The organism is Synechococcus lacustris Maggiore-St4-Slac, assembly GCF_024345595.1.
Classification (GTDB): domain Bacteria; phylum Cyanobacteriota; class Cyanobacteriia; order PCC-6307; family Cyanobiaceae; genus Synechococcus_D; species Synechococcus_D lacustris.
Genome location: NZ_JAGQBK010000021.1, coordinates 1 through 25,377, shown reverse-complemented (window position 1 = coordinate 25,377; position 25,377 = coordinate 1). Strand labels below are relative to the sequence as shown.

Genomic DNA, 25,377 nt, shown 5'->3' with positions numbered 1-25,377 from the left:
AATACTATGGAACACTTCGGAGTATGGGCTTAGAATATGGGAATGCATACAGAAATCTGGTAACTATGATAAGCGATGGGAAAAAGTGCATTGCAGAAATAAAAAGAGTACCGAATAGCCCTGATAGGGCAATACTAGACAGTTGCTTTCAAGCAATAGGCGCAACAATATATAAAAATATTGAAGCGAATCAGTTACTTTTACCTGTGGGGTTTAGATCATTAGAAGTTTACCAATGGCCCTTACCAAATGAAATTAAAGTGTTAACAAGCATAAGAGAAGAAGGAACAGATAACACAATAGAATCAGATCTTGAAATTTATGCAAATGATTCCTTAATTTTGAGCATTCAGGGCTTTCAATTACGAAAGGTGCCTAAACGTTTAATGCAATGGATATTTCCAGAAGGGAAATTAAATAAACCAGAGAATCCAGATTGCGGAGTAAATATTAGTACTACAGGCTGGAAAAAGCTAAATTTGAAATCTGCGAACCAAGGACAAGATAACGAAGTTTTTATCGAAGCAAATGGAATAATAAATTTATATCACAAAATACGATCATGCGATCAGATCAAGGTTACATCGGTTGATCCTGAGATAAAGAAAGAAAAGCATTACTTAGTAGAGCCAAATTCTAATGAGCTAGAAGGGAGCAACCTAATTGAATCTGCTGAGCAATTGTTCACCATTATACAAGCCATTGCAAAGCAAGAAATAATAGCTAGCAAACTTATGCTATACATTAATTCTCAAGGACCAGTGCAGTCAGCATTAATTTCAATGCTGAAATCTGCAACAATGGAAATTCCTAATTGTGAATTTTCCGTATTAATAACAAGCGGAATTAAATGGCAAAACTTTGATAGAAAAAATGAATTAAGTCAATATTTTTCAGATCACATGTGCATTAAATATGAATCAAATCATTTTTACACAACTCACCAAGACAACATAGACCTAATGCCATATAAGTTCAGTGTTGCACAACCAGGGGACTTAACATCTCTATGTATAGTCCCATTAGTTGAAAACGAATTAGAAGAATCTGAAGTAGAAATTGAAGTGGAAGCTTCCGGGATAAATTTCCGCGACGTTCTTAATGCTTTAGGAATGATGAAGACATATAGTGCATCACTTGGGATATCAGAGGATGCAGAAATTCCATTAGGTGGAGAATGTGTAGGTAGAATATCAAGGGTAGGCAGAAAAATATCAAAGGAACTAATTGGTCAGCGTGTAATTGGAGCACTAGCAGTTGGAAGTTTGGCGTCGCATGTTATTACACAGGCAAATCTATGCATTCCGCTTCCTGTAGACATAGACATCAACGATGCCGCTGCACTGAGCACGGCTTTTTTAACTGCAGAACATGCACTGTGCACATTAGCCAAGCTTCAAGCTGGCGAAACTATCCTCATTCACTCAGGTGCAGGAGGCGTTGGCCAAGCGGCTGTTCAGGTAGCAAGAACAATTGGGGCACAAATCATTTGCACAGCAAGTAGAACTAAACATCAGTATTTAAAAGAACAAGGAGTACTTTCAGTGCATGATTCTCGCACTAAAGATTTTAGCCAAGAAATATTAGCGCTCACAAACGGTAGGGGTGTTGATGTTATACTTAATAGCCTCAATAGCACAATGGTGGATGCAAGCTTTGAGTGTCTTAGTAAACATGGCAGATTCATTGAAATGGGTAAAATTGAAGTTTGGTCCCCAGAAAAGGCAGCAAGCAAAAGACAGGATGTTAAATATTATCAGTTCGACTTGCTAGAAATTGCAAACGGAAATCCACAATATATAAACAATCTTCTTATCAAAATACTAAATGAATGCAGAGAAGGTGCCTACAAGCCCCTACCAGTAAAAATATTCAACAAGGATCAATGTTCTGATGCATTTCGATACATAGCGCAAGCGAAACACATAGGGAAAGTGGTTGTTAACCTGAGAAATAATCAGGAGAGCACAAGAAAAATATCAAGTGATGGGATCTATATAATTACCGGGGGCTTTGGTGCTGTTGGTATGGAGCTAATCAAATGGCTAATTAGCAAGGGTGCAACAGCTATTCTTGTAATCTCCAAAAATGCCAAAAGCCACCTTGATCAAAACAATATAGCTACATGGGTAGAATCTGGCATTAAGATATCAGCCCTAAATATAGACTTTGGGGAGGAGTTTGATCTGGAAAAAATAATCGCAAAAATCACATATGAAATTTACGAACAAAAATTATTGGGACTGTTTCACCTATCAGGGAAATTAGAGGATGGATTAATAATAAATCAAAACATTACGCGGCTCAAATCGGTATTTAGTGTTAAATGGAACGGCTATATTGTTCTCAAAAAACTGCAGGACGCATATTCAAAGTTAGAATATCAATCGCCTTTTCTAGTGAGCTTTTCATCAATTAGTGCACTTCTGGGATCACCAGGTCAAATATTCTATTCATCGGTTAATTCAGCCATTGATGGTAGCTGCCATGAAGATAATGTAAGAAACAAGAATGATAAATTGGAACTTTCGCTGCAATGGGGACCATGGAATACGGGTAAAGAGGGAATGGTTGGCAAGCTAGATAAACCAGCGCAGCAAAGACTAGAAAATTATGGATTAAGGTTACTGGATCCAGATAATGCATTTAAACAAATGGAGCTGCTATTAAATCACGGTCGAAGTGGAGTTTTTACTATTGATAATAATGATTGGTATAAGGTTAATCGAAACACTCCCAAACGGCTTCAAAACTTCACTGCGTATCTGAAAGAATCAGATAATTTATTAGATAAAACAGCAAATCCAAAACGAGAAGCCCTCCTACATCAGCTGGAAAGTATTAGTGAAGATAAGAAGATTCTAATTATTATTCATGAACTTCAGAATCAACTAGCAAGAGTGATGGGTGTAACAAGTGCTGATGAATTAGATCCTAGTGAAAGCCTTTATAACATTGGTTTGGATTCCTTGATGGTTGTTGAATTAGCAGCAGTACTTGAATCAGAATTTGGTATATCATTAAAATTCAATGCCTTTGTAAACGATCCAACGGTTGAATCTCTTGCAAACTTTATTTTACAAAATCTTGAGGATGGGAATTAAGCCCATGCGATCACAAAGCAAAGATTTCTGCAACTAATGGCAAATTAAATTTTACGGATTAAAAGCGATATCGGTTTTGAACTTCTCAAAGAGAGCTGACTTTTCCATGCAACCTTGGCATGAGTAACTCTCTTAATCTCAAACTTTTGCACGATCCTAGTTAAGATAACAAGTAAGATTGTATTAGCAAGCTTCTCCCCAGGGCAACCACGATGACCTTTGCCAAAGGGTAGATACTGGGCATCACTAATCTTTTGTGCAACGCTGCCGTTAGAATCAAGCCAACGCTGTGGGCAGAAATGATTGGGACGCTCCCAAAACTTATAATGCCGATGTATTGCCCAGGGTGAAACTAATATTAATGAGCCTTCCTCAAAAATAGATTCAACAAACTGATTATGCGAAGTTGCTATTCGTTGAATAAATGAAACCGGAGGATACAAGCGCAAAACCTCTGCCACAAATGCCATGGAATAAATAGCTGAAGAAAGTTCGTGTTCTTCTAGGGATCTAGGTAAACCGGTGGTGAAGCTTCTAACCTCATTACGAACCAACTGCTGTTCATCTGAATATAATGAAAGCAAATAAAGCATTGATGCTACGGCGCTAGCTGTTGTTGAAAAACCTGAAAGCATTATGTCGTTGCTTGTATCAAGAACATCGAGGGGAACACTTGGAATAACAGGATTTGATTCTCGATGCCATAAAACATCTAGAATAGTTGGCTGCTGATTGGCATTAGAATAAAGAGTTGAATTAAGAACTAACTTCTCAACCCAAGATCGAACAGCATTTGCCTTGAATTTGAAAAAATAACCTAAGATAAGTTTAGGAAAGCCAAGATTTGCAAGGAAGGCGCAACGAAGAATATTTGATTCATAGCTATGAAAAACTTTCATAATTTCATCAAATCCACTGATAGCTCCAATTGAATGACCAGTTAGAACTCGAGCAACAGAATCAGCTGAATAAAATTGGGCTATTGCATTTGCAGTAACACGATTGTGTGGTTGAGAACAGAAATGCTGAAAAACTAAATCTGCACTATCATTACATTTGTCTATCAATACACTCCACGGTATACGCCTTAAAGACATCTCTAATGATTTTCGCTTCCCCGCCCAATCCTGTTCATTACATATAAATAAAGAATTACCAATAAGAGGTTTAAGCAACCACACAACAACAGGTGATTTAATAAATTTCTTACTTTTAAATGTGAGTAGAGATTTAACTACAGATGGGTTCGTTAAAAGAGTAATAAACTTACCAAGACGACCCTTGCTCTGCAAATCCGTAAAACTGGAGGCATTGAGTAACTCAAGTTGAGAATTAGAATACCCCGCGCGCAGCATCCGTTTAAATGGACAAACTTTCTCAGATACCTTATCTGGATAATCGGGTATTTTAATGTTGGCAGGAATGAAAAACGGGAGGTTTAATTGCTTATACTCAATATGATTGGGTAGATCTTGCTTGAAGCCCATGGGGAAATCGAGAATTAAGCAATCTCATTAAACATAGCATAACCGTGCATGTGAAACCAATAAAATAATAAGGACCGTAAGTTGCGCAAATCATGCAGTAAATAAGATAATTAATTGACGGCTATTATTTTTGTGTCATAATAGGGAATAATGCCCAAAGCTCCATGACAACAGGCGAATTCAGCCCAAATAATATATCCGCGAAGCCGATAAATGTTGAAGCTAGCAGAATACTGAAAGATGCTTCTGTTGCATCCTATGAAACAGCAACACAAGCTGGAGGGGTTTCAACGTTTGAGATATTCAACAAGAAGGTCATTACAATTACTAATGCTGATTTAGCGAGCCTTATACAATACGATAATGAGGAATATTTTGGGCGATCAGAAGCTCAAAAACATATACTGCAGGGTGTGGTTGGAAAATCAATACTCACTCAAGACGGTGCTGCTTGGAAGTCACTTAAAGGCTCATGCAATAATAGTCTTTCAAGAAATAATATCGAAAAGTACCATCAAGGAACACAGTTGGGGTTAGATAGTGCATTGAAAATTCAAGAAAAACAAGAAGAGGAAGTAAGCTTAAGCTTAAAACGTTATGATTTTGAATCAATTTTTGTTCAAACCACAACAAAGGTCTTTCTAAATGCAGATCTAACAGCTGCAGAGAGCGCAAAGCTGCATAACGCCTATGTGGAGCTTGCAGCTTTATCCGCAAATTATATTAAATATCCTGTTCTAATGCTAATGCCTGGATGGATGCCCCATCCTACCAATATAAGAATGCGCTTGAAATCAAACACGATTGATCAAATATTAAAACCCCTAATAAAAAAAGCAATATGGAAGAATACAAAAACACCGAGCTTACTCCGAGATATGGATGAGGAGGTTATTCGGGAAAAACGCTGCCCATTAAAAGGAAAAGAGCATTTCTCACTACTAAAATCACTATATATTGCAGGCATAAAAACATCCGCGGTAACGCTTGAATGGATAATGATGTATTTATCAGAATATCCAGAATATTGGTCTCAGCTCTCAACTGAATGCCTGGAATTATATGGCACAGATTATCCGGATGTTGAGGATCAAGCTGATCCTGAGTGCCTAGCGAATATCATAAATGAAACAATGCGCTTATCACCAACAGCTCCTTTGCTAGCTCGTAAAGTTATCAATGATTGCACCGTTGCTGGGGTAAAAATGAAAAAGAAGGATATTATTCTTATATCGGTATATGGAATTCACCGTTCTCCAGAATATTGGGAAAATCCAGAAGATTTCATACCTAGTAGATTTTCAAAACCACACAACCCAAAAGCCTATCTACCCTTCCAACTGGGCCCCCATACCTGTCCCGGTCAACATCTTGCTCGAAGAATGATCGCAACAGTATTAATTAGGTTAGCACAGTTCTATGATTTAGAGCCAATTCAGGGCAAAAGCTTTGAATACGAAGGTAATGTTGTATCAGTGCCGAAACATGCGCAAAATTTCAGATTTGTAAAGCGTAAATAGTGCCTTGAATAAAAATCATCTTGTTTACCCATGGTATAGTCCACGGATTTGGCATGGCATGCCTATATCTATATTATTGAAACTTTCTGTAAACCTATTTAAGCGTTCAAGCTATAAACGTTACGGGCTTTTATCCAGCGCTCTTCTTATATGCTCGATTCAAAGCATCATAAATTATATATCAAGCATAGTTGAAATAATAAAATATGAGGGTTGTATTGAACATGAAGTGGTTAATCCGGTATTCATAATTGGTTATTGGCGATCAGGAACGACACTTTTACATGAACTACTGGCAACTCATAAGGATCTAGTTTCACCTACAACATTTCAATGTTTTAATCCAATTAGCTTTTGCAGTACTGAAAAAATTTTTTATAAAATTGGTAATTTCTTGTTGCCTAAACAACGCCCAATCGACTCACGAAAATTAGAATGGAATAGTCCACAGGAAGATGAATTTGCTCAACTAACATTAGGTTCCTTAACGCCCTATAAACGTATTGCCTTTCCATCTCAAGGGTGCCAGTTGCAAGGTTTAGATATTGAAACTGAACCTGCTGAGTTAAAAGCCAAATGGATAAATAATCTACTCTTATTTTACAAAAGAATTCTATCCAAGCGCTCTGGAAGAATCTTGATTAAAAACCCATGCCACACCGTGAGAGTTAGATTATTATTAACAATATTTCCAACTGCCAAATTTATTTACATAACTAAAACACCATTTGAATCAATTCCATCAGCAGTAAAACTATGGAAGACATTAGACATTCTTAATTCCTTTGAATATCCAATTGAATTCGATTATTTCAGCTATTCATTAAGTTTATTCTCAATTCTTGCCAACAGCTTCGAGAATATTAGAAGCGAGATCCCTGTCAATTCTTTATACACAATACGGTTCGAAGATTTGGTGAGTAATCCAAGAGACGAAATGACATCTATATTCAATTTTTTACAACTTGAATCATCCGAGGTTTCAAACGCATCCTATCAAAAATTATTAGATGGAATCAACAAGTTACATATTAGTAGGTATTCACTTACAGCGGAAGAATATAGTCGTATAGCAATAGAATGCAAATCATTCTGCAAAAAATATGGGTATGATGTCAGGGAATAGCGCTAAACGCTGATTTCAGAATAAAAGTGTAGTGCCAACATTGAATAGATAAAACACTAGCAAGACCAATTTCAATACAACGCTTACGTGGCAACACTCGTTGCATTTTTATTGAATCCAGTGTGCGAAGATCTTGAAGTGCTTTTGATATCTTAGAGTAATCAAAAATCATCGTTTTATCAATACATTCCTTACTCAACAAAAATTCAACATATCCAATGGGCTTAGAAAAGGAAAATGATTCAAATGGAGCTCTAAACATTGCTTTGCGCCTCCATGCTGTAGCCTTAGGCAGCCATTTTTCAGCAACCTTACGAAGTAAATACTTACCAACATAGCCGTTAAGCTTATAGTCCTCATGCAACTTGGAAGCAAAATCCACAAGGTTAGAATCAAGAAAAGGGTAGCGAGCTTCAACTGAAGAATTCATATTAACGCGATCACCTTTTGAGGAAAGTAATAAACCAGGAAGTTGCACATGCTGGCTAATTTCCAATTCGCGGTTGAACCTAGATAAGCCCTTTAACCAGGATGAATTAAGACCAATATCTTCATAGGGCTCGTAGTCACTTATAGTAGCAAGGAAGTCAGCGCACATAAACTGTTGCATACAGAGAATAATAAAACCATGAACCTGGTTCCAACCAGTTAAACCTCCGGAAAGATCTACCATACGTTGAAACCTGTGATAATCAGGCTTACCTAAACCACAGGCTTTTAAACCTGTCTCAATTAGCATTCTGTAAACTATTCCTTGCTCAATATCAAAATTTGGCTGGTTTAGGAATGATGAAAATTTGCTAATCTTGTGCCATGGATAGCCTCCGAATAATTCATCGGCCCCTTCTCCAGCCAGCACAACTCGAATACCATCATCACTTACTCGCCTAGCTTGAAGCATCACGGCAGCACAAGAGAGATCAAAAACAGGTGCTTCTGCAACACGAATTAAATCAGGGTACGCATCCATCACCTCGCTCTGGGAAAGATTAAGAATAGAACCATTTAAACCTAGTGTCTTACTTGTTTCAGCCGCCAAGCCTGCTTCGTTAAGGCCACCATGATTGATACTTATTGTATATGTTTGCAACGGTTTATCCATATACATATTAGCCATTGCAGCTAAAATACTTGAATCAACACCTCCAGACAAAAAAGCACCAACATCGCAGTCGCCCATCAAACGTTTTCTAACTGATTCAAGCAGAATGGTATTTAGCTCTTCCACAAGCATAGACTCAATATTTTTAGTGAATCTATTTTCTGGATATGCTTTATTGTCAATAAATCTCACCTCATTAAATTCATAGACGGCTGATCTTGTTTGCTTAATGAGTAAGTAGCTGCCTGGGGTAAGGGATTTTATACCTTGAAACATTGTTCTACTACTTGGTAAACAAAAAAATGTGGTGTATTGACTAATTGCTTTGGGGTCTTGCTGGATAGGAAATAAACCAGTGGCCAACAGAACACGAATTTCAGAACCAAAAACTAACCATTTATCAAAAATTCCATAAAAAAGAGGTGCAATTCCAAATTGATCTCTAGCCAGGGACAACACATTTAATCTACTATCCCAAACTGCAGTTGCAAACTGACCATTAATCTGTTCCCACATCTTTGTTTTGAATTCGAGCCATAAGTGTGGAATCAACTCCGAATCACATTCACTAAAAAATTTAACACCTTTAGATTTTAGACTATTTCTAATATTCTGATAATTGAAAATCTCCCCGTTATAAACAGCGTATATATTTTTATCATTGCTTACAACAGGTTGCTTGCCATTCTGAGGATCCATAATATTCAGCCTTCTAGAAATAAGTGCAATGCCTTTATCAATATAAAAACCATCTTCATCTGGACCTCTATGAAACATTGCATTAGCCATATTTTCAAGCATTGCAATATCTGGGATACGTCCTTGACCCGATAAATCTAGAAGACCACCTATTCCACACATTTGGTGTAAATCACGAATTATGGATTATTTCCATAGTACACTCAAAAGAGTTAGATCAATAGGGACCTGTCCAGTGATTGAAGCAAAAAGAGCAAAACTTACAAAGGGAAGATTATTTATACTTTGCTTTACTGCCTTTGTGGAGTATTGTTGTATTGGAATATTACTTACAGTAATACCCTTCTATATCGCTAAAACCGCTACTTCATTAAATGCAGCAGTGTTAAGTATCGGGCTTGTTCAAAGTTCATTTGGTATTTCACAAGTAGCCACTGCATCATTTGTTGGTGCCCTATCTGATAGATTTGGGCGACGGAATACATTGATGACAACCTTAATATCAACCTCGATTTTAGTTTATCTTCTCTCCTTCACCCATCAATTATACTGGATACTAATATTGCGCCTGCTAACTGGAACCTGTCAGCATTCACTTGTTATTGTTACAGCCTATGTATCATCACTATCCGAAACAAAAGACATTCCAGCCAACCTTAGTAAAATCTCCGCATCAAACGGTATTGGTTTCATTGCTGGAGCTTCATTAGTTGGTTTAATAAGCCACCACGGATTAGCAGCTTGTATTCAGATTGCAGCAGCACTAACTTTAATTAATTCAATTGTGGTTTTTCTAAGGCTGCCAATTGAAAAAGTGCAAGGAGAGTATCACACTAGTTTCTCAAACTCTGCAGATATACTCTCATTGTTTACAAGTAAACTAAAAGGAATTAAAGATATATTTAAACTTGACAGGCAAAAACTTCTTTACTATTCATTTGTCCTGCAAAGCGTTGCGGGATTCACCTCATTTTCAATCTGGGCTATATACTTCAAAATAAAATTTTCCTGGACAGCCCAACAAGCAGGGGCATCTTTGTTTGTATTTGGAGTTACACTATTAATTAGTCAAATATTTTTGCCGCCAATTTTACTGAGGAAGATATCGATATATCAACTTACGCTATTATCACTTACTTCCTCGGCAATAATATCTTTCTTGTTTGGCGTTGCTAGCGACCCAGTATATATCTATGTTCTAATAATAATAAATATTTTTGGTTGCCTATCGGATTCAATGATACGTTCAATGATATGTTCACAATTCTCAGCAGAGATACAAGGAGCGGTAATGGGAAAGATAGGATCACTTTATGCACTTGGCCCTTGCTTGGCACCATTAATAGGCTCGGCCATCACATTGCCATACTCAACATCAACAAACGATAGCACACTTGCATTGATTCCATTCGCAGGGATATCCCTAATGTATGCTCTTGCATTAGTAGCAATAATAAGCTATAAGAAAAACTCTCAAACGAAACTAGCTTTTATGATGGGAAAAAATTAATTTAATATTTTTCTTTGGCCTAAGAGTTAGCCTTCCAACTAGTTGAGGGATTTCTGCATTTACAGTTTTCAATTTAAAGTTACTAACTATATACTTTAGTAGTTCCAAAGCTTCTTTCTTAGCTAAACTAGCACCCGGGCAAATACGTGGACCAATCCCAAATGGAATGTAAATATTCTTGTAAGTTTTTATGGTATTTACTAAAAATCTATCAGCTATGAAATTCATAGGCTCAACCCAATACTTGCTGTGTCTGTGCATTATCCACGGTGAAACAGCAACTAGCGTTTTTAAAGGACACCGATTAGTAGAAGTTTGCTTTATCTCAGTATGTTCACGTATAAGCAGAGGAATGGGGGGATAGAGTCGTAATGTTTCAGAAAAAACCGAAAGAATTAGTTTATTCAATTCACTATCACAACCAGCAACAGAAGAATTACGTAGCGCCGTTTGTAGATCTATTTGTATAGATGGAATAGAGGCCAAAAGGTATAGACTCATAGTTAATGTACTTGCTGTAGTTTCATGGCCAGCAAGATAAAGCATGCATACTTGATCTAAAATCTCAATACTACTAAAATTCTTATTTTTCAGGAATATGTCAAGCAAATCGGGCTGCTGATTTACCCTTTCATCTAAATATTGAATCCTATGCTGGATTTTTTTTGATAATATTGCCCGGATACGCTGCGCAGGTACTTGAAGATGTGAATATAGCAAAATTTTTGGAACGCCAAGTAGTGCTGCAATAGCAATATATGCAGATCTACGTTGAAATTCTCTAAAATCAGAATTAATCGACTTTAGTTCTTCCTCTGTAAATACATCTGAGAATATCATCAGAATGATGACATCAGAAGTAAAGGATGTCATCAAAAGACTTGCATCAATTATGTTGCCATCTGACTTTTTCAGAAGATTTGATATCTTAGAATCAAGGAGCTCAATGGCTTTGTTTATGAATAGATCTACATTGTGATCTAGCATTTGGTGTAAGATCGATTCAATTTTATTCCTAGACTCACTCCATTCATCGCCATTAATAGAAAATGATGCTCTGCCAATCAGAGGCGATAATAGCCATTGTGTTAATTCATGCTTTGGATAACTACTCATATTCTCTTGCATTATTTGTTTGATCTCGCTTGGCTTGTTTATAAGCTTAAAATTAAGACCGCCGATATGAGCGGAAAGCTGATCACTTGAATAGGCTTCATCAGTAAAAATTCCCAACCAAGAACTTGATCCCTGTATGAGTCTTAGCCAAAAGGGTTTTGCGGAGAATGCTGGTTTTATTGTTGGTATTTGCTGATTTTGATCCATAGATGCTTTTAGCTATACTCTAATATATTTCAGGGAAACCGCTATACTTGAAAAAAATGAACCCTTCAAGCCATTTCATCTTGCTCTTAGCATGGCTTGTATTTAGTGCTGGAATAGCAATTAAATTGTGGAACCTAGTTAATTTGTTGAGAACAAAATTAACTAGGAATAATTATAATAACCAAATGTTCAGGGATAGCTTAGAAAGAAATTGGCTAAAATCATACCAGAAAGAAAACTATTGATTCAAGCCATAAAACTAAAAATGGTTTGAATTAGAACAAAACCCACCACTGCAACGATAGCCAGTAGGGAAGGAATACTAGTGAGGCTCATTTGGCACACCATTCAGCTCAGCTAAAACTAGGGCTTATTCTCTAGCAAAACAGTATTTAGATACACATCCACACCAATCAACACCTGTCTTCATCAAAAACTTAATATAACTATGCCTTAGAATCTGCTTAATGGGAAGTCAAAATGACGCCACCTACAGAAATCCGTTGGCAGCAGCGCTTGGCTAGCTTTGATAGGGCCTTGAGTTTATTGCGCGAAGCGATGCTAAACGGCCCTGGGGCTTTGAACCAACTGGAGAAGGAGGGCGTGATCCAACGCTTTGAATACTGTTTTGAATTGGGTTGGAAAACAAGCAAAGACTATATGGAAGCAAATGGATTTGTATTTGCCGTAGTGATGCCAAGGCAAGTATTGAAAGAAGCTTACGCAGCTAAAATAATTGCCGATGGTGAGGCCTGGATCGCCATGCTTGATCACCGCAATTTGCTATCGCACACCTACAGCCCAGTGGTGTTTGAGCAAGCGGTGGCCGCAATTCAAGAACGCTATCTTCCTGCTCTAGAGCAGCTGAAAGGGTTCATGCAGCTGGAGGCAGCACGATGAAAAAGATGCCGCTGCAACCTGCAGAACTTGAGCAGGTACTTTGTATTTTTAAACAGTATCCAATGGTGCTTAACGCAACTCTGTTTGGATCCCGTGCCAAGGGCACCCATACCGAACGCTCTGATATAGACATTGCCTTAACCGGCCCCATAGATGCTCTTAATGCAGAAGCAATTGCCGCAGAACTTGAGGAACTGCCTCTTCCATACCGGTTCGACGTGCAGGCCCTAAATAGCATCACTTATGAACCCTTACTCGAACACATTAAGCGGGTGGGAATTGAAATTTATTCTCGGCTCTCTTGATAAATCATACGTCATTTAGATATTGTATTGATCAATATTCTAGATAAAATTTAAGCCTAAGGCTTTAACTTGCTAGAGCTTCGCTCCTTTTGCCCTTAAAACGGAGAGGGTGTCTGTCGAGTTGGGTCTCAACAGGACTTCTTCAGACGCTTTTCAGGTGTTGGGGTACGAATTACCCCAACAAGAGTTTTCTTCCGTGAACTCGACGGATGCGCCAGATCAGTTGCAGTGCATGGAGTTCCAGGCATTCAACCTACCCCCGCTGAGCACCACACATGAGAACCCCCATCCCCACGAGGACCACCACCACGCCCACCAGGTCCCGAAGTGTCAGCGGCACTCCATCCACTACCCGCAACCAGACCAACGCCACTGAGACATAGACAGCGCCATAGGCGGCATAAACCCTGCCTGCTGCAGTTGGATGAAGGGTGAGCAACCAGGCAAACAACGCCAGAGAAAGCGCCGCTGGGATGAGCAGCAGCGGGGTTCTGCCGCCCTTAAGAACCAGATAGGGCATGTAGCACCCAATAATCTCAGCGACCGCCGTGAGGACAAATAACAGGGTGGTGCGAAGCACGGCAGGAGAACGGTGATGGGCAGATGGTTACACCTCACCCCGCCTCAGAACACCACCCAACCGCTAATTCCCGCCGAGCAACCCACTGAGAGCAGCGCTTAGTGAGGTGCTCGCCCTGCGGAATAAGACCCTGATGAATCGGGCAGGTAAGCAATGTGACGCACTGCCTGCCCACCTCATAACGGAAGTGCTTGCAAGTCATACAGACCCTTGAGGAGCGGGAAGAGCGCAACACCTCATGGTTGAGGTAATCCCATTCCTCTACTGGAACAAAAAAGGGAGAAGCAGACACAGAAAGGGAGCAAGAACGCCAGTACTGCTCCAGGTTGGCGTTGGTGGTTAAGTGGATGGTATAAAAATCTCCATTTCCACCTCACAAAAACTCATCGCACTAGATAAATGTTCCAGTAGCAAATGCAGTCGTGGCGACTTCTCAGGGTGAGGGGCAGCATGAGAGAAAATCAATTATTTGATAAACGTCGAATATTAAAAACTCCCCTATTAATAGGGGAGTGTAATAACAAGCAATTATATATTAGCAATTAACACTTAACTGCCAAAACGGAAACGCAAACCAGCACGAGCACTAAAAGTATTCAGAGGATCAACTTGTACTTCATTAATGGTTACTCCGGTATTTCCTTGATAAATACCCTCAACATAAATGTCAGTAGATTTAGCAGCAGCATACGAAACCCCTAGTTTAGCGAGATAACCAAAAGAACTGGCACTACCACTGTCAATATTTCTTGAACCAGAAGCAATCGCTGAGGTGAAGGTCGCAGGTTCAGAAGGGAGATTTACTGACGTGTATCCAAGACCGGCACCAACATAAGGAGTGAACTTTGACTTAGTTGGAAAGTCATAATATCCGCTAACAAAAACGCTATTGGATACTACATTGCCAGATGGCAAAAATCTACCTGTTAAAGGTAAGTTAGCACCAGCGATAGCAAGATTACCACTTACAGAAAATTTGCCACTATCAAAAGTATTCAATACGTAGGTTAATTCTGTACGAATATTGTTGCCAAAGTCATATCCCAAACCTCCTTCAGCAGCAATCCCTCCTCCCAGATTGGCAGTGCCATTTAGGTTTGCATTGAAAGGAATCCCCAGAATAGTAGGAACAGATCCAGTGCCACTTTCATTATAGTTAATATTAGGACTTGAGGACCAACTGCCGCCAACACCGGCAGTCACATAGACACCTTTAGTTGTATCCTTTGCTTGGGAATTCTCCTGAGCGAACGTTGGAGAATTAAAAAGGGAGGCACCAGCGATAAAGAAAAGAATAGAGAGTTTTTTCATGGGGAACTTTAAAAAATTATTATAATATTAATTCGATTGAACCCCGGGTAACTATAGACCTCTTTGGAAAGTGCATACAGTTCTTGTAACTGCATATAGTCAATTACCAATAAGTCTACTATCATCAAAGATTCATAATTCGCCTCCACCCTCAGAACAGCACCCCACCGCTAATTCCCGCCGAGCAACCCATCTGGAGCAGCGTTTAGTGAGGTGCTCGCCTTGCGGGATAAGACCTTGATGAATCGGGCAGGTGAGCAAGGTGACGCAGTGCCGATCAACCTCATAGCGAAAGTGCTGACAAGTGATGCAAACACTGGAGGAGCGGGATGGTTTCAGAACATTCAGTTGAAGAAAATCCCATTCCTCAGCAGAGCGAGAAGGCGGCGCAGGAAGAGCGGCAGGCATCGGATAGCAATCAATACATATGTATTACTCGTATTAAGGCGGTTTGGTCAAGGTGTCCATTGAGTCCCCTGCCCCCAAGAACCACCTAAGGAGCACATAAAGGGTCAAAACCCAGATTTCAAGGGAGAATGGGCATAAGCGATTCACCTAAGTGACCGATTCAGCAATCTCCAATACCTCAGAAGAAGAAGACGAGGAACTGGGAGAAGACCTGGGTGATCTGCTGCTGGAGTCGTGGGGATTTAAAATTAATACTCGAAGAGGCACCAGTCAGACAACAGATAACGACAGAGAGGAGTAGGCAATGGCAAGTCGAGATACTTTAGAGAGTTTTCGTGAGAAATCCGTCGCGAGGTACGGGAAAGAACGATTTGACCTCTCCGAAGTTGACTATCAAGGATCAAAGAAAAAAATTGCAATCAGATGCAAGAGGCACGACTATATATTTCTCACAAGACCAGGAAGTTTTCTCAGGGCAAGCATAGAGAGTGGGGGATGCTCGAAATGCCAGGGAGAAGTCCACGGTCAGAAAATGCACATTCTATACGGCGACAGCAAAGAGGATTTTGTTGAAAAATCAAAAAGCATCTATGGCGAAAGATTCGACTATTCACTTGTTCAGTACATTAACAACCACAGCAAGGTAAGGATAAGGTGCAGAAGGCATGACCTGGTCTTCGATGTAACTCCTAGCAATCACAAATGCGGACCTGGATGCCCAGATTGCAAAAAGGATGCAATTAAGAAATCGCTGACCATGACTCAACACGATTTCGAAGAATTATGTAATTTGGCGCACGGCAATGAGTATATCTATGGTGAATACAAAGGAATGCACAAATCAGTCCAAATAAAATGCTTGGTCCACGGTTGGTTCGTTCAGATCGCGAACGATCATCGACATGGAAGCAAATGCCAGCAATGCGCTCTGGAGTCACGAAAGGAGAAACTACGTCTGTCACTCGATGACTATTGCAGCAGAGCAGATCTGATCCATAACTTTAAATATCAGTATACAAAGATGGTCTACACAACAACGAGAAGCAATATTGCGGTTATTTGCCCATCACACGGAGAGTTTTTGATTAATGCGGGCAACCATTTAATGGGGCAAGGTTGCCAAGCATGTTCTAAGGAGATTCAGAGCAGAGAGGCAATGCTGACAGCAGAAGAGTTTGTCAGAAGAGCAAAGAATATTCATGGGGATAAGTACGACTACGGCGAATCTGAATATCTTGGCGCAAGAGAGGTGTTAATCATTAGATGCCGAATACACGGTGAGTTCAGGCAAATTCCAAATTATCACCTATCAGGCAATGGATGCCAGGAATGCGCAAATGAGAATAAAGGCAAAGACGGGGTTGCTCAATTTATGCGCAATTCTGAATGGGGCAGTCAAGAGTGCTATCTGTATATTGCTGGGGTTGGAGAATATGCAAAGATTGGTATTGCCAGGGATTTTCACCAGCGCAAGAAAAACTCTGGCAATAGATACAGATTAGTAAAAATGTGGAAACTAGTAAGGGTTAAAGCATGGTTGGTTGAACAAGTACTACTAAGAAAAACCCTAGACCTTCGACCAGATTTTCTTCCAGAAGAATTTTTATTCTGGCATGGTAAGACTGAACTTAGAGCATGTCAGGGGGAAAAACTGGAGAATTTAATTGAGGATGCCGACTGCGAAGTTTCAAGGATAGATGATAAAGACTGGTTGAATTATGCGGTGGAGAATAAGGTTGGTTTTATGGGGTGTGGTTGGGGAGAGAATTAGTCAATTTTTTTTCTCAACAACCTCTAATAAATCCTCAATACCACAATCAAGCGCAGTTACTAATTTAGATGCGAGATCAAGAGATAATGCTGCTGCTGCCTTGTCATCATTTCTTGCTAGGCGAGTGATTGTGGTTGATGCCACTGCCCTGAATCAACAGATCTGAAAGGCAAACAGCAATCACCCTCAAGAAAGATTAGAGCGCATCGCAGACCAAGAGTCGCCAAGAACACTCAAAGCAGTTTTAGCAAATAGCACTGCTAAAAGCGAACCTACAATCAGGTCAGGCACGGGCGAACGAAATGCCAAAACAAACAATGCCGCAATCAAGACGGAGATGTTGGCGATGATGTCATTTCGCGAGCACAACCAAACCGACTTCATATTAATATTATCATCCTTGTGAGACGACAAGAGTAATAAACAAAACAGGTTTGAGAAGAGAGCAAGTAAACCGATTCTGCCCATAATCGCAACTTCGGGAACTTGCCATGCCACTAACTGATAAACAACCCTAGCGAAAACCGCCAATGACGATGCCAGCATGATGACGCCCTTTAGGAAGGCAGAACCCGCCTGAAGTTTTTCACTCTTGTAAATAACGAACAAACTAGTCCCGTAAACAAGAGCATCTCCAAGCATGTCAAGCGAATCGCCAGTCAGGGAGAGAGATTGAGCACGAAGACCAGCATTCAACTCAACGACAAACATGAAGGCATTGATTGCCAGCACAATCCAGAGCACCTTTGATTGCCGCTCCTTGAGCAGCGCCAAATCATTCGCCTTGGATTGGCAGCAGTCAGACGCCATCTACGACCTCCAACAAATCCTCAACACCACAATCCAGCACCGTCACGATCTTGGACGCTAGATCCAGTACTTGCCGCCAGCAGGGTCAATCTCCAGCAGCAACCCCCCACCATCCGATACCCGCCGCCTCACGCCGCCTGGTGCTTCCGCCTTGATCTGAACGTCAGTTAAGGTCAACCCCAAATACACCAACACCCCAACATTTTACACCAACACTTTTTTGGCACTACCCAGCATTTCATGAGACCAGTTTGGACTATAAGCATTGAAAAACCCAGTCAATGACTGGGTTACTGGATTCTCAAGGACGACTTAAAACCTTGATTAAACGGAGAGGGTGGGATTCGAACCCACGGAAGGTTTCCCTTCAAACGATTTCGAGTCGTTCGCTTTCGACCACTCAGCCACCTCTCCTGGATCCAGATCAACTGGATTTCACCAGCCTAGCCAGCCCCGGGTACCTGTAAATTGCCAATGCTGTGGCAGCCTGCCATTTACTGGTTTTTCAGCACTCACCCACACCTTTGCTACCCCTTGCCATAGGGCCAGTTCCCTGCGGCTAGGCGGCCTGCCTAACCACAAACCATCAAGGCCTAGAGCCGATAGGGAAGATGTTTTAAATGGTTGCGGGAACACCCCCCAACGGCGATCACCAAGCTGCAATAGGCCAGCCCCCGGCGATTCAGGCAAACTTTTAAAGCTCAAACCCTCACTACGCACTACTCCCTGCGGTAGCACCTGCACCAGCCCACTTAATTGCCGCCAACAGGTTTGGGCATCAGTAGCAATTGGGTCTAACAACACCAACCAGTCCAATCGAGCAATCCCTAAACCCTGCTGTAATCGCCCAGCCCTGCGGCAACTAAATTCACTGGCATCTGTACTAATTAATGCTGCTCTACCTTTATATCGAGCCATTAATAAACTACCAGATGCCTGATGAACAAGCAGCAATTGATCTTGAAATAAGCAAAAAAGCTGATATGCACTAGCTGAAATTATCACCAATAAACCAAGCGGTTGCCAGCGTTTTAGTGGTAAGAGCCAAGCTGATAAACCAGCACTAAAAATAAGAACTAGCCATGCTGATAGCCTACCAGTAAATATCAATGAAAGAGGTAATTGAGCCGTAAACTGCACTAATAAAAGCAATGCCTGCACGGGTAGCTGCAATAACCAAATAAATGGTGCAAGTAAAGGCGGCAGCGTCAAAGCCAACACGGCGCTAGCAATTGATCCAAGCGTTAATATTGAGATCAGTGGGCTTGCAATTAGATTTGCCGGCACTGCATAGATCGGAACCACACCAAAGTGCAATAGCTGTAGTGGCAATGTCCATAACCAAGCAGCTAATGGCACTGCCAGCAATGAATGGCAGCGTTTTTCTAGCCGGGGTGCGGTGATAATTAAGCCAGCAGTTGCAGTGGCACTAAGCTGAAAACCAACATCCCATAACCAAGCCGGCTGCCACAGCAATAAGAGCATTAAACTAATCAGTAATAAGCCAAATGGTTTGCTGCGTTCTTCATTTATTTCAATTATTAAGGCAGCAACACCCATCAGCAATGCCCTTAACACCGATGGTTGCGGGCCAGCCAGCACTAAAAACACAAGCATCGCCCCAAGCCCTGCTGTTAAACGCAATGGTGGTTTTCCCCGCCGCACAAAAGCAAGCACCAAACCCAGTAATACGGTGAGGTGAAATCCACTTGCAGCTAAGGCATGGCTTAAACCTGCGGCCCTGAATTGTTGTTTCAACTGATCAGGTAGATCCACCACCGCACTACCCATAAGCAAAGCAGCTAGCAATGGGCCAACCTCTGGCCCTGCAGCTTGCTGAAATTTGTTATTTAAATGTTGGCGTAATTGCAATACCGCCCCTTGTTTCTTATCTAGCACCTCAAGGTTACTCACTATTAAGCGGCTAAATGTGCCTTGCTGCGCCAACCGTTGGCCGCCATCACCAAGCAAAGGATGCACTGCAGGGCTTGGTTTTTGCAAGCGGCCTTGCACCTGAACCCGCCAACCTTCTTGCCATAAACCGCATTTAGGCAGGATTAAATCGCTGCGGCCGCTATGGGGGAAATCAAGCACTAATAAGGATCTACAGCCCGTTGGCATTAGCCGTTGGATCGGAGCACCCAGCCGCCCCCTTAATTGCACTTGCTTGCCATCGGCTTGCCACACAGGATCCAAAGCATCAGGACGGGGCCAGCGCCAATGCAACCAGCCAAACAACAGCACAAGCAAAAGCAGGCCTATGCCCCATTTACGTTGCAGCGTTTGAAAAAGCCGCAAATAAACCATTTCTTATTGGCAGCGGCTCAATTAGAGGATTCCCCCCCTAGACGGCAGCGATGCAGCCGATAAGTTACAACGCAGGAAACAGCTCAACCAATGAATCCTTTGGCCCGTTTGGCCCTACTGGCACTTACATACATCCTCACGGCACCAGTGGGTGCTCAGCCACTAGCAACAAATGCCACTATTACAGTGCAAGCTGGCGACACATTAGATGCAATAGCCCGCAAGCAAGGAATTAGCGTTGCTGCTTTAATTAAATTGAATCCCAACATTATTCCCGATCGTTTAGCTATTGGAACAATATTGCAAATACCATCAAAAATAATCAGTCAAAATCAACCACTTCCTCCAGAACTAAATACAAAAGAAGCAAGCGCTGCTTTATTACTAAGTGCTGCAGAACGCAGGGATAGGGCCCAACAAATGCTTGTTGATCCAAACGGTTGGCGTTGGTATGGCAATACCGCTGTGGATTGGAAAGGTTGGCGACTACATCCGGGTGGCGTGCGTATCACATTGGTTAAACCAAATCCAATTGAAGTTGGTAATTTGCGCTCTTTAGCAACTGCTGTTGCAGTGCAATGCGACAGTTTGAGGCAAACCTGGCGCATTGATGGCCAGTGGGAACCATGGAAAATCCCCAGTGGCGGCACCGTTCCCGCTCGAATTGTGCTTGATCTTTGCAGCAACACCACCGATGCACCGGCAGTGCCGGTTTTACCTTTGGAGTAAAGGGAAACCCAGGGCCTCCCGCTCCGCCAACCAGGCCTCTGCCACCTGCTTTGCCAAGTGGCGAATGCGGGCAATGGTTGCCGTTCGCTCTGTTACTGATATCACTCCACGCGCCTCTAATAAATTAAATGTGTGGCTGCATTTAAGTACCCAATCAAGGGCAGGGGCCGGCAGCGCCTTTTTACATAGGTCTCGGGCTTCTGCTTCATAAATTTCAAATAATTGCTTTAATCTTTCTGGATTTGATGCCTCAAAATTGTAAACACATTGCCCCTTTTCAAAAGGCAACCAAATATCGCCATAACTATATTTTGAATCCCATCGCAGATCCCATAAACTTTCAACATCTTGTAGATACATCGCTAAACGTTCTAGGCCATAGGTAATCTCAATCGACACCGGCCTGCAATCAAGGCCACCACATTGTTGGAAATAGGTGAACTGGGTAACTTCCATGCCATCAAGCCACACCTCCCAACCCACACCCCAAGCGCCAAGGGTTGGTGATTCCCAATTATCTTCCACAAATCGGATATCGTGCTCAGCAGCGCAAATACCAAGCGCCGCAAGGGATTCAAGATAGGTTTCTTGAATAGCATCAGGCGATGGTTTTATTAATACCTGATATTGAAAATAATGTTGCGCCCTGTTGGGATTATCGCCATAACGGCCATCGGTGGGTCGCCGGCATGGTTCCGGATAGGCAACTGCCCATGGTTCTGGGCCGATAGCCCTTAGCACCGTGTGGGGATTCATGGTGCCAGCGCCCTTTTCGGTGTCGTAGGGCTGCAGGATTAAGCAGCCTCTTTCAGCCCAAAAGCGGTTGAGGGTTTGAATGATGTCTTGAAATTGCATGGAGCCGCCCACCGCTTTGCCAACAATACCGAATCACCTATAAATAATGAACCTTTTGATTGCTATAATCCTAAAACAGATCCCTTGGTAAAATCAGTGGGAAGAGTTGTCATCGAACTAATACCCACGCCTTTAAGGTTAGAGCTTTCTCCAATCTTGGAAGTTCTTGTTAATGAATTAGAACCCCAAGGATTATGGCTATTTGGCAGCTGGGCAAGAGGTAATGCCAGCCTCCGTTCAGATGTAGATATCTTAGTTATGGGTTTCGAAAATCAAAACTTGCTCGATGCTTACAACTCTGTTCTAGAAGTAATTTACCCATGCCCGTTACCACTTCAGCCGCTGATTGCAGGGAAACACCTGCTCACGCAACATGGCGATGCACCTTTCTGGCGCTCAATTAAAAATGATGCTATTCCTCTTTTACTAGGCAGTAAATTCCCATGAGCCTAGAAAGTGCCCATCAACGAGCTCAATTATGGTTGCGACAAGCAAGGGATGATTTGAAAGCAGCCCAGGTTCTGCAAAGAGCAGGCCAAGCTGCTCAATCATGCTTTCAATCTCAACAAGTTGGAGAGAAGGCTCTTAAAGCGCTATTGGCAGCTGAAGATCGTGACTTACGCAGCCATTCATTAACAGCTCTTCTTAAAGCAATAGGTGGCGAAATAGAAGAGCCCCGCCAACGTCAGGCTCGTTTACTCGACAAACTCTACGCTCCCACGCGTTATCCAGATGCCCTAGGAGATGAAGTGCCCGCAGATGTTTTTGGCCCGGAAGACAGTGAAAGTGCTTTGCAAGCTGCTTCAGAACTACTAGATTGGGCTGCAAATAGGCTCAACAAGTCATCTTAGTAATATGTTAACCATAAGCAGCAGATCATTAGCTATCGCCACATTTCTACTTGCAAGTTCATTACTTTCTAGCCGCGTATTAGCAGAAGACACGCCATCCCCAGCGCAACCTGCAGCATGGTTTAGCATTCAAAATAATTTAGATTTACCCGATTGGTTTCAATTTAGTTTGCAAAGCCAAGCCGAACCAATGCTCAACCCCAGCGGTGGCACAAAACAAACCAATAATTGGATACAACAAACCGTTGCCTCAATATCAGTTGGAACGGGCCTAGCTAAAGATCCCAGTAATTGGCAGGAGATAGACCATTGGCGTGTGGATGCAAGCGTCAATTTTTATAATGGCAATCCAAATTTCAATGGTGAAATCGGTGCTGCTATTCCACTGCAACAGGTGGCCCACGACAATGGCTTTTGGCTTACTCAAGCGCAACTAAACCGCAGCATTGGCAATGGCTGGTTTGGCATTAAAGCAGGAATTCTTTCACTCAACCCTGATTTCATCTATACCCCAGTATATGATTACTACATTCATTCAAGCCTAAATAACACCCTAAACATTTCAATTAGTGATCTCCCCGTAAACCCCCTTGCCGCCATTGGTGGTGTTTTGGAATTAAAACCGGCTCAAGATCTTTCGATGCGCTATGGATTATTTGATCTAGCTAGCACCAAACCAATCGCCAATGTTTTTGGTGTGAATCCTCAGGCGAATGTTGGCGGGGCAGGAGTAGCTCAATTTCTACAAATTAATTACTCACCTCAATGGCTAGCGCCTAATAAAACTGGCTCTATGCTGCCCGATGGTTTGCTGCAAATTGGTGGTTACACCACCAATAATGGCGTTGATGGCAGCGGCATCAACGGCAGCCTTAGTTTTAGCACTGGCCTATCATTAGGCCTAGATCATCGCTTCTGGGTTGGCAGTAATTATTCATTTAATAACTCAAATGATAGTACTCCAACCTTTGTATCAGCTGGTTTGTTAAGCCAAGGCTTGATTGCTTCCAGGCCGTTTGATGTATTTATTTTAGGCGTTGGCAAAACTGGCTTCAATCAACTGCTAGCGCCCAATCAAAATTATGAAGGCGTTATCGAACTTGGTTATCAATTTCAATTAAATCCAACGCTTAATCTGCAACCTGCAGTGCAATGGATAATAAATCCCGGCGGTGCAGGTAACACCGCCGGGATTTTTGCTACCACTCTTCAAATAACACTTAATCTATAGATCAGAACATAAAGCTGGTTTTCAGCACACCGCCATAGGCGCTGTTGCTGCCGCTACCAGCTGGGTTCGTAACCGTAAAGAAGGCAGGTGTAACGCTGATGTTGTCGGTAACTTGGAATTTGTACCAAATCTCCCAAGCAAAGGTGCTTTCATCCGTACCTAAGAAACCATCGTTTCCAGTTACAAATGTTGGCTGACCAACGGCTGTACCAAAGGTGTTGCCTTTGATCAAAGCATCAGCCCACTGCAAACCCACATACCAAGATTGGCTTTGGGCATTTGCGCCCTTTTGGTTTGCTTCCACACCCCAGATTTGGGCTGCCTTCTTAGCGCTATAGGAGTTGGTACCCCAACCAGCACTAACAGATGGCACCCAGCTCACATTGCTTGGTTTCCACCAGCCACTCAAGGCCAATGCGTTCACATCAAATTGGGTGAGGCCGGCAAATGGGTTGGTGGCCTTTGGTGTGCCAACAGGGATATAGCCCAAACCACTGGTGCCGTCGTAGCCACCGCCGCTTTGAGAGTAGGCATAGGCAGCAGTTAGGTTCCAATTTGGCGCGGTGTAAGCCAGCTGCACTGTGCCGGTGCCGCCTGAATATTGATTCGCAATACCGCCAGGATCAAGGCCCGCTGGACCTGCGCCAGGGGTTACACCAAGGGCAGGATTCGCGCCGGAGTAGCTCGATTTTCCATTAACTGCTACGTAGCTAGCGCTGAGGCTGAAACCATCCTGGTTCCACCAAATACCTCCACCAGCTCCGAGGGCAGATGTATATGTTCCTGGTGCACCGGCGTAGGTAAAGAAGTCGAGAATCGTGTCGGCTGGATATTGGCTAGGCCACACCGCCAACATGTCGTCTTGACGCACCCTTGGACCCGCCGTAACGGTGAAATTTGAGCCGATCGGGAACTGGTAGAAGATCCGATCCACACTCCAAATACTGCCAGCTGCTGATTCGTCGAATGCCACCTCAGCGCCGAGGGCAGGGTAGGGATAACCACTCCAAATGCTGTCGGTGAAGTTACCGGCCCGCAGGCGAGTGCGCAGTAAATCTTTGCCAGTAAAACTAGTATTTAAATCAAGTCTTACATCGTAGTTGAAGCTCACTGCCTCGCCCAAAGGCACATTTCCTTCCAGCAATCCCTTGAGGAACTTACGCGCTGCTGCTTTTACCGTGGGGTTCTGTTGCTGCAGAGGGCTCAAGGTGCCGTATTCAGCTATCGATAGATCCAGCGGGTTTGTGAATGTGCCCGCGTTTGTAAAGCCACCAGGCGCTGTATTCGCAAAGGTGCTGTAAAGACCACCAGGCGCAGCTAGATTACTGGAATAGCGAATCAGCCCGCCACCTTTAACTGCCCGTGAGGCATTACCCAATGCCACCAGGTTTTGCATATCCTTTTTATCAATTGCAAAACCGCCTATTGATGGCTTTGCACCTGATGTG

At 42.2% G+C, this 25,377-nt stretch carries 23 protein-coding genes and 1 tRNA gene; 12 read left to right on the top strand and 12 right to left on the bottom strand.

Going from position 1 to position 25,377, the window contains the following annotated elements; all coding sequences use genetic code 11:
• The coding region (locus KBY68_RS11100; RefSeq protein WP_255097244.1) for a KR domain-containing protein at window positions 1-3,104 on the top strand (3,104 nt) is incomplete at its 5' end.
• A gap of 44 nt (window positions 3,105-3,148) precedes the next feature.
• Here the strand turns inward: KBY68_RS11100 and KBY68_RS11095 are convergent.
• A complete protein-coding gene (locus KBY68_RS11095) occupies window positions 3,149-4,591 on the bottom strand; it encodes a cytochrome P450 (protein WP_255097243.1) in 1,443 nt (480 codons plus the stop codon).
• A gap of 164 nt (window positions 4,592-4,755) precedes the next feature.
• On the opposite strand from KBY68_RS11095, the gene KBY68_RS11090 reads away from it, so the two are divergent.
• Window positions 4,756-6,111: a cytochrome P450 gene (locus KBY68_RS11090; RefSeq protein WP_255097242.1), complete on the top strand. Its 1,356-nt coding sequence runs from the start codon at window positions 4,756-4,758 to the stop codon at window positions 6,109-6,111.
• Between the two features lie 58 nt (window positions 6,112-6,169).
• Window positions 6,170-7,237: a sulfotransferase family protein gene (locus KBY68_RS11085; RefSeq protein ID WP_255097241.1), complete on the top strand. Its 1,068-nt coding sequence runs from the start codon at window positions 6,170-6,172 to the stop codon at window positions 7,235-7,237.
• On the opposite strand, the gene asnB is transcribed toward KBY68_RS11085, so the two are convergent.
• A complete protein-coding gene (gene asnB / locus KBY68_RS11080) occupies window positions 7,227-9,200 on the bottom strand; it encodes an asparagine synthase (glutamine-hydrolyzing) (RefSeq protein ID WP_255097240.1) in 1,974 nt (657 codons plus the stop codon). The two genes, KBY68_RS11085 and asnB, sit on opposite strands and share 11 nt — an antisense overlap.
• 73 nt (window positions 9,201-9,273) lie before the next feature.
• On the opposite strand from asnB, the gene KBY68_RS11075 reads away from it, so the two are divergent.
• Window positions 9,274-10,548, top strand: coding sequence for an MFS transporter (locus tag KBY68_RS11075; protein ID WP_255097239.1), 1,275 nt, complete (start codon window positions 9,274-9,276; stop codon window positions 10,546-10,548).
• Here the strand turns inward: KBY68_RS11075 and KBY68_RS11070 are convergent.
• Window positions 10,522-11,871, bottom strand: coding sequence for a cytochrome P450 (locus KBY68_RS11070; RefSeq protein ID WP_255097238.1), 1,350 nt, complete (start codon window positions 11,869-11,871; stop codon window positions 10,522-10,524). The two genes, KBY68_RS11075 and KBY68_RS11070, sit on opposite strands and share 27 nt — an antisense overlap.
• Window positions 11,872-12,351: 480 nt before the next feature.
• Between KBY68_RS11070 and KBY68_RS11065 the strand changes: the two genes are divergently transcribed.
• On the top strand, window positions 12,352-12,771 hold the full coding sequence (locus KBY68_RS11065; RefSeq protein ID WP_255097237.1) for a nucleotidyltransferase substrate binding protein: 420 nt from the start codon (window positions 12,352-12,354) through the stop codon (window positions 12,769-12,771).
• Window positions 12,768-13,076 carry a nucleotidyltransferase domain-containing protein gene (locus KBY68_RS11060; RefSeq protein ID WP_255097236.1) on the top strand — a complete coding sequence of 103 codons (309 nt, stop codon included), beginning with the start codon at window positions 12,768-12,770 and terminating at the stop codon, window positions 13,074-13,076. Before KBY68_RS11065 ends, KBY68_RS11060 begins: the two co-directional genes overlap by 4 nt.
• Before the next feature lie 253 nt (window positions 13,077-13,329).
• Here KBY68_RS11060 and KBY68_RS11055 read toward each other — a convergent pair whose 3' ends face one another.
• Window positions 13,330-13,656, bottom strand: coding sequence for a YnfA family protein (locus KBY68_RS11055; RefSeq protein WP_255097234.1), 327 nt, complete (start codon window positions 13,654-13,656; stop codon window positions 13,330-13,332).
• Between the two features lie 549 nt (window positions 13,657-14,205).
• Window positions 14,206-14,967 (bottom strand): outer membrane protein, encoded by a 762-nt coding sequence (locus tag KBY68_RS11045; protein WP_255097232.1) that lies wholly within the window; start codon window positions 14,965-14,967, stop codon window positions 14,206-14,208.
• 559 nt (window positions 14,968-15,526) lie between these two features.
• On the opposite strand from KBY68_RS11045, the gene KBY68_RS11035 reads away from it, so the two are divergent.
• The gene (locus tag KBY68_RS11035) at window positions 15,527-15,676 is read left to right on the top strand and encodes a hypothetical protein (RefSeq protein WP_255097230.1); all 150 of its coding nucleotides are present in this window, start codon (window positions 15,527-15,529) and stop codon (window positions 15,674-15,676) included.
• Window positions 15,677-15,679: 3 nt separating this feature from the next.
• Window positions 15,680-17,146 (top strand): DUF723 domain-containing protein, encoded by a 1,467-nt coding sequence (locus tag KBY68_RS11030; protein ID WP_255097229.1) that lies wholly within the window; start codon window positions 15,680-15,682, stop codon window positions 17,144-17,146.
• Here KBY68_RS11030 and KBY68_RS11025 read toward each other — a convergent pair whose 3' ends face one another.
• The 5 genes from KBY68_RS11025 to KBY68_RS11005 all read right to left on the bottom strand — a co-directional run bounded on the left by KBY68_RS11025 (window position 17,147) and on the right by KBY68_RS11005 (window position 20,263).
• Window positions 17,147-17,290, bottom strand: a complete 144-nt coding sequence (locus KBY68_RS11025; RefSeq protein ID WP_255097228.1) for a hypothetical protein — start codon at window positions 17,288-17,290, stop codon at window positions 17,147-17,149.
• Window positions 17,291-17,332: 42 nt separating this feature from the next.
• Entirely contained in the window at window positions 17,333-17,956 is a 624-nt protein-coding gene (locus KBY68_RS11020) for a cation efflux transmembrane domain-containing protein (protein ID WP_255097227.1), read from the bottom strand.
• 57 nt (window positions 17,957-18,013) lie between these two features.
• Window positions 18,014-18,133 carry an Arm DNA-binding domain-containing protein gene (locus tag KBY68_RS11015; RefSeq protein WP_255097226.1) on the bottom strand — a complete coding sequence of 40 codons (120 nt, stop codon included), beginning with the start codon at window positions 18,131-18,133 and terminating at the stop codon, window positions 18,014-18,016.
• Window positions 18,134-18,285: 152 nt separating this feature from the next.
• Window positions 18,286-18,370, bottom strand: a tRNA-Ser gene (locus tag KBY68_RS11010).
• Between the two features lie 21 nt (window positions 18,371-18,391).
• Window positions 18,392-20,263 (bottom strand): ComEC/Rec2 family competence protein, encoded by a 1,872-nt coding sequence (locus tag KBY68_RS11005; RefSeq protein ID WP_255097225.1) that lies wholly within the window; start codon window positions 20,261-20,263, stop codon window positions 18,392-18,394.
• 90 nt (window positions 20,264-20,353) lie between these two features.
• On the opposite strand from KBY68_RS11005, the gene KBY68_RS11000 reads away from it, so the two are divergent.
• Entirely contained in the window at window positions 20,354-20,992 is a 639-nt protein-coding gene (locus KBY68_RS11000; RefSeq protein WP_255097223.1) for a LysM peptidoglycan-binding domain-containing protein, read from the top strand.
• Here the strand turns inward: KBY68_RS11000 and glyQ are convergent.
• On the bottom strand, window positions 20,978-21,847 hold the full coding sequence (gene glyQ / locus KBY68_RS10995) for a glycine--tRNA ligase subunit alpha (RefSeq protein ID WP_255097221.1): 870 nt from the start codon (window positions 21,845-21,847) through the stop codon (window positions 20,978-20,980). The genes KBY68_RS11000 and glyQ overlap by 15 nt on opposite strands.
• Here glyQ and KBY68_RS10990 point away from each other — a divergent pair.
• The 3 genes from KBY68_RS10990 to KBY68_RS10980 are packed head-to-tail and all read left to right on the top strand — an operon-like array spanning window position 21,824 to window position 23,929.
• A complete protein-coding gene (locus tag KBY68_RS10990) occupies window positions 21,824-22,294 on the top strand; it encodes a nucleotidyltransferase domain-containing protein (protein ID WP_255097220.1) in 471 nt (156 codons plus the stop codon). The two genes, glyQ and KBY68_RS10990, sit on opposite strands and share 24 nt — an antisense overlap.
• Window positions 22,291-22,698, top strand: coding sequence for a HEPN domain-containing protein (locus tag KBY68_RS10985; protein ID WP_255097219.1), 408 nt, complete (start codon window positions 22,291-22,293; stop codon window positions 22,696-22,698). The genes KBY68_RS10990 and KBY68_RS10985 overlap by 4 nt, the downstream gene beginning before the upstream one ends.
• A gap of 4 nt (window positions 22,699-22,702) precedes the next feature.
• Window positions 22,703-23,929: a carbohydrate porin gene (locus tag KBY68_RS10980; RefSeq protein WP_255097218.1), complete on the top strand. Its 1,227-nt coding sequence runs from the start codon at window positions 22,703-22,705 to the stop codon at window positions 23,927-23,929.
• Window position 23,930: 1 nt separating this feature from the next.
• On the opposite strand, the gene KBY68_RS10975 is transcribed toward KBY68_RS10980, so the two are convergent.
• The coding region (locus KBY68_RS10975; RefSeq protein ID WP_255097217.1) for an iron uptake porin at window positions 23,931-25,377 on the bottom strand (1,447 nt) is incomplete at its 5' end.

What these genes read in the sequence shown, in the direction of transcription:
- KBY68_RS11090 (WP_255097242.1), top strand. Translation starts at nt 4,756, where the DNA reads ATGACAACAGGCGAATTCAGCCCAAATAATATATCCGCGAAGCCGATA.
- KBY68_RS11065 (WP_255097237.1), top strand. Translation starts at nt 12,352, where the DNA reads ATGACGCCACCTACAGAAATCCGTTGGCAGCAGCGCTTGGCTAGCTTT.
- asnB (WP_255097240.1), bottom strand. Translation starts at nt 9,200, where the DNA reads ATGTGTGGAATAGGTGGTCTTCTAGATTTATCGGGTCAAGGACGTATC.
- KBY68_RS11060 (WP_255097236.1), top strand. Translation starts at nt 12,768, where the DNA reads ATGAAAAAGATGCCGCTGCAACCTGCAGAACTTGAGCAGGTACTTTGT.
- KBY68_RS11095 (WP_255097243.1), bottom strand. Translation starts at nt 4,591, where the DNA reads ATGGGCTTCAAGCAAGATCTACCCAATCATATTGAGTATAAGCAATTA.
- KBY68_RS10985 (WP_255097219.1), top strand. Translation starts at nt 22,291, where the DNA reads ATGAGCCTAGAAAGTGCCCATCAACGAGCTCAATTATGGTTGCGACAA.
- KBY68_RS11045 (WP_255097232.1), bottom strand. Translation starts at nt 14,967, where the DNA reads ATGAAAAAACTCTCTATTCTTTTCTTTATCGCTGGTGCCTCCCTTTTT.
- KBY68_RS11000 (WP_255097223.1), top strand. Translation starts at nt 20,354, where the DNA reads ATGAATCCTTTGGCCCGTTTGGCCCTACTGGCACTTACATACATCCTC.
- KBY68_RS10980 (WP_255097218.1), top strand. Translation starts at nt 22,703, where the DNA reads ATGTTAACCATAAGCAGCAGATCATTAGCTATCGCCACATTTCTACTT.
- KBY68_RS11070 (WP_255097238.1), bottom strand. Translation starts at nt 11,871, where the DNA reads ATGGATCAAAATCAGCAAATACCAACAATAAAACCAGCATTCTCCGCA.
- KBY68_RS11085 (WP_255097241.1), top strand. Translation starts at nt 6,170, where the DNA reads ATGCCTATATCTATATTATTGAAACTTTCTGTAAACCTATTTAAGCGT.
- glyQ (WP_255097221.1), bottom strand. Translation starts at nt 21,847, where the DNA reads ATGCAATTTCAAGACATCATTCAAACCCTCAACCGCTTTTGGGCTGAA.
- KBY68_RS11005 (WP_255097225.1), bottom strand. Translation starts at nt 20,263, where the DNA reads ATGGTTTATTTGCGGCTTTTTCAAACGCTGCAACGTAAATGGGGCATA.
- KBY68_RS11020 (WP_255097227.1), bottom strand. Translation starts at nt 17,956, where the DNA reads ATGGCGTCTGACTGCTGCCAATCCAAGGCGAATGATTTGGCGCTGCTC.
- KBY68_RS11030 (WP_255097229.1), top strand. Translation starts at nt 15,680, where the DNA reads ATGGCAAGTCGAGATACTTTAGAGAGTTTTCGTGAGAAATCCGTCGCG.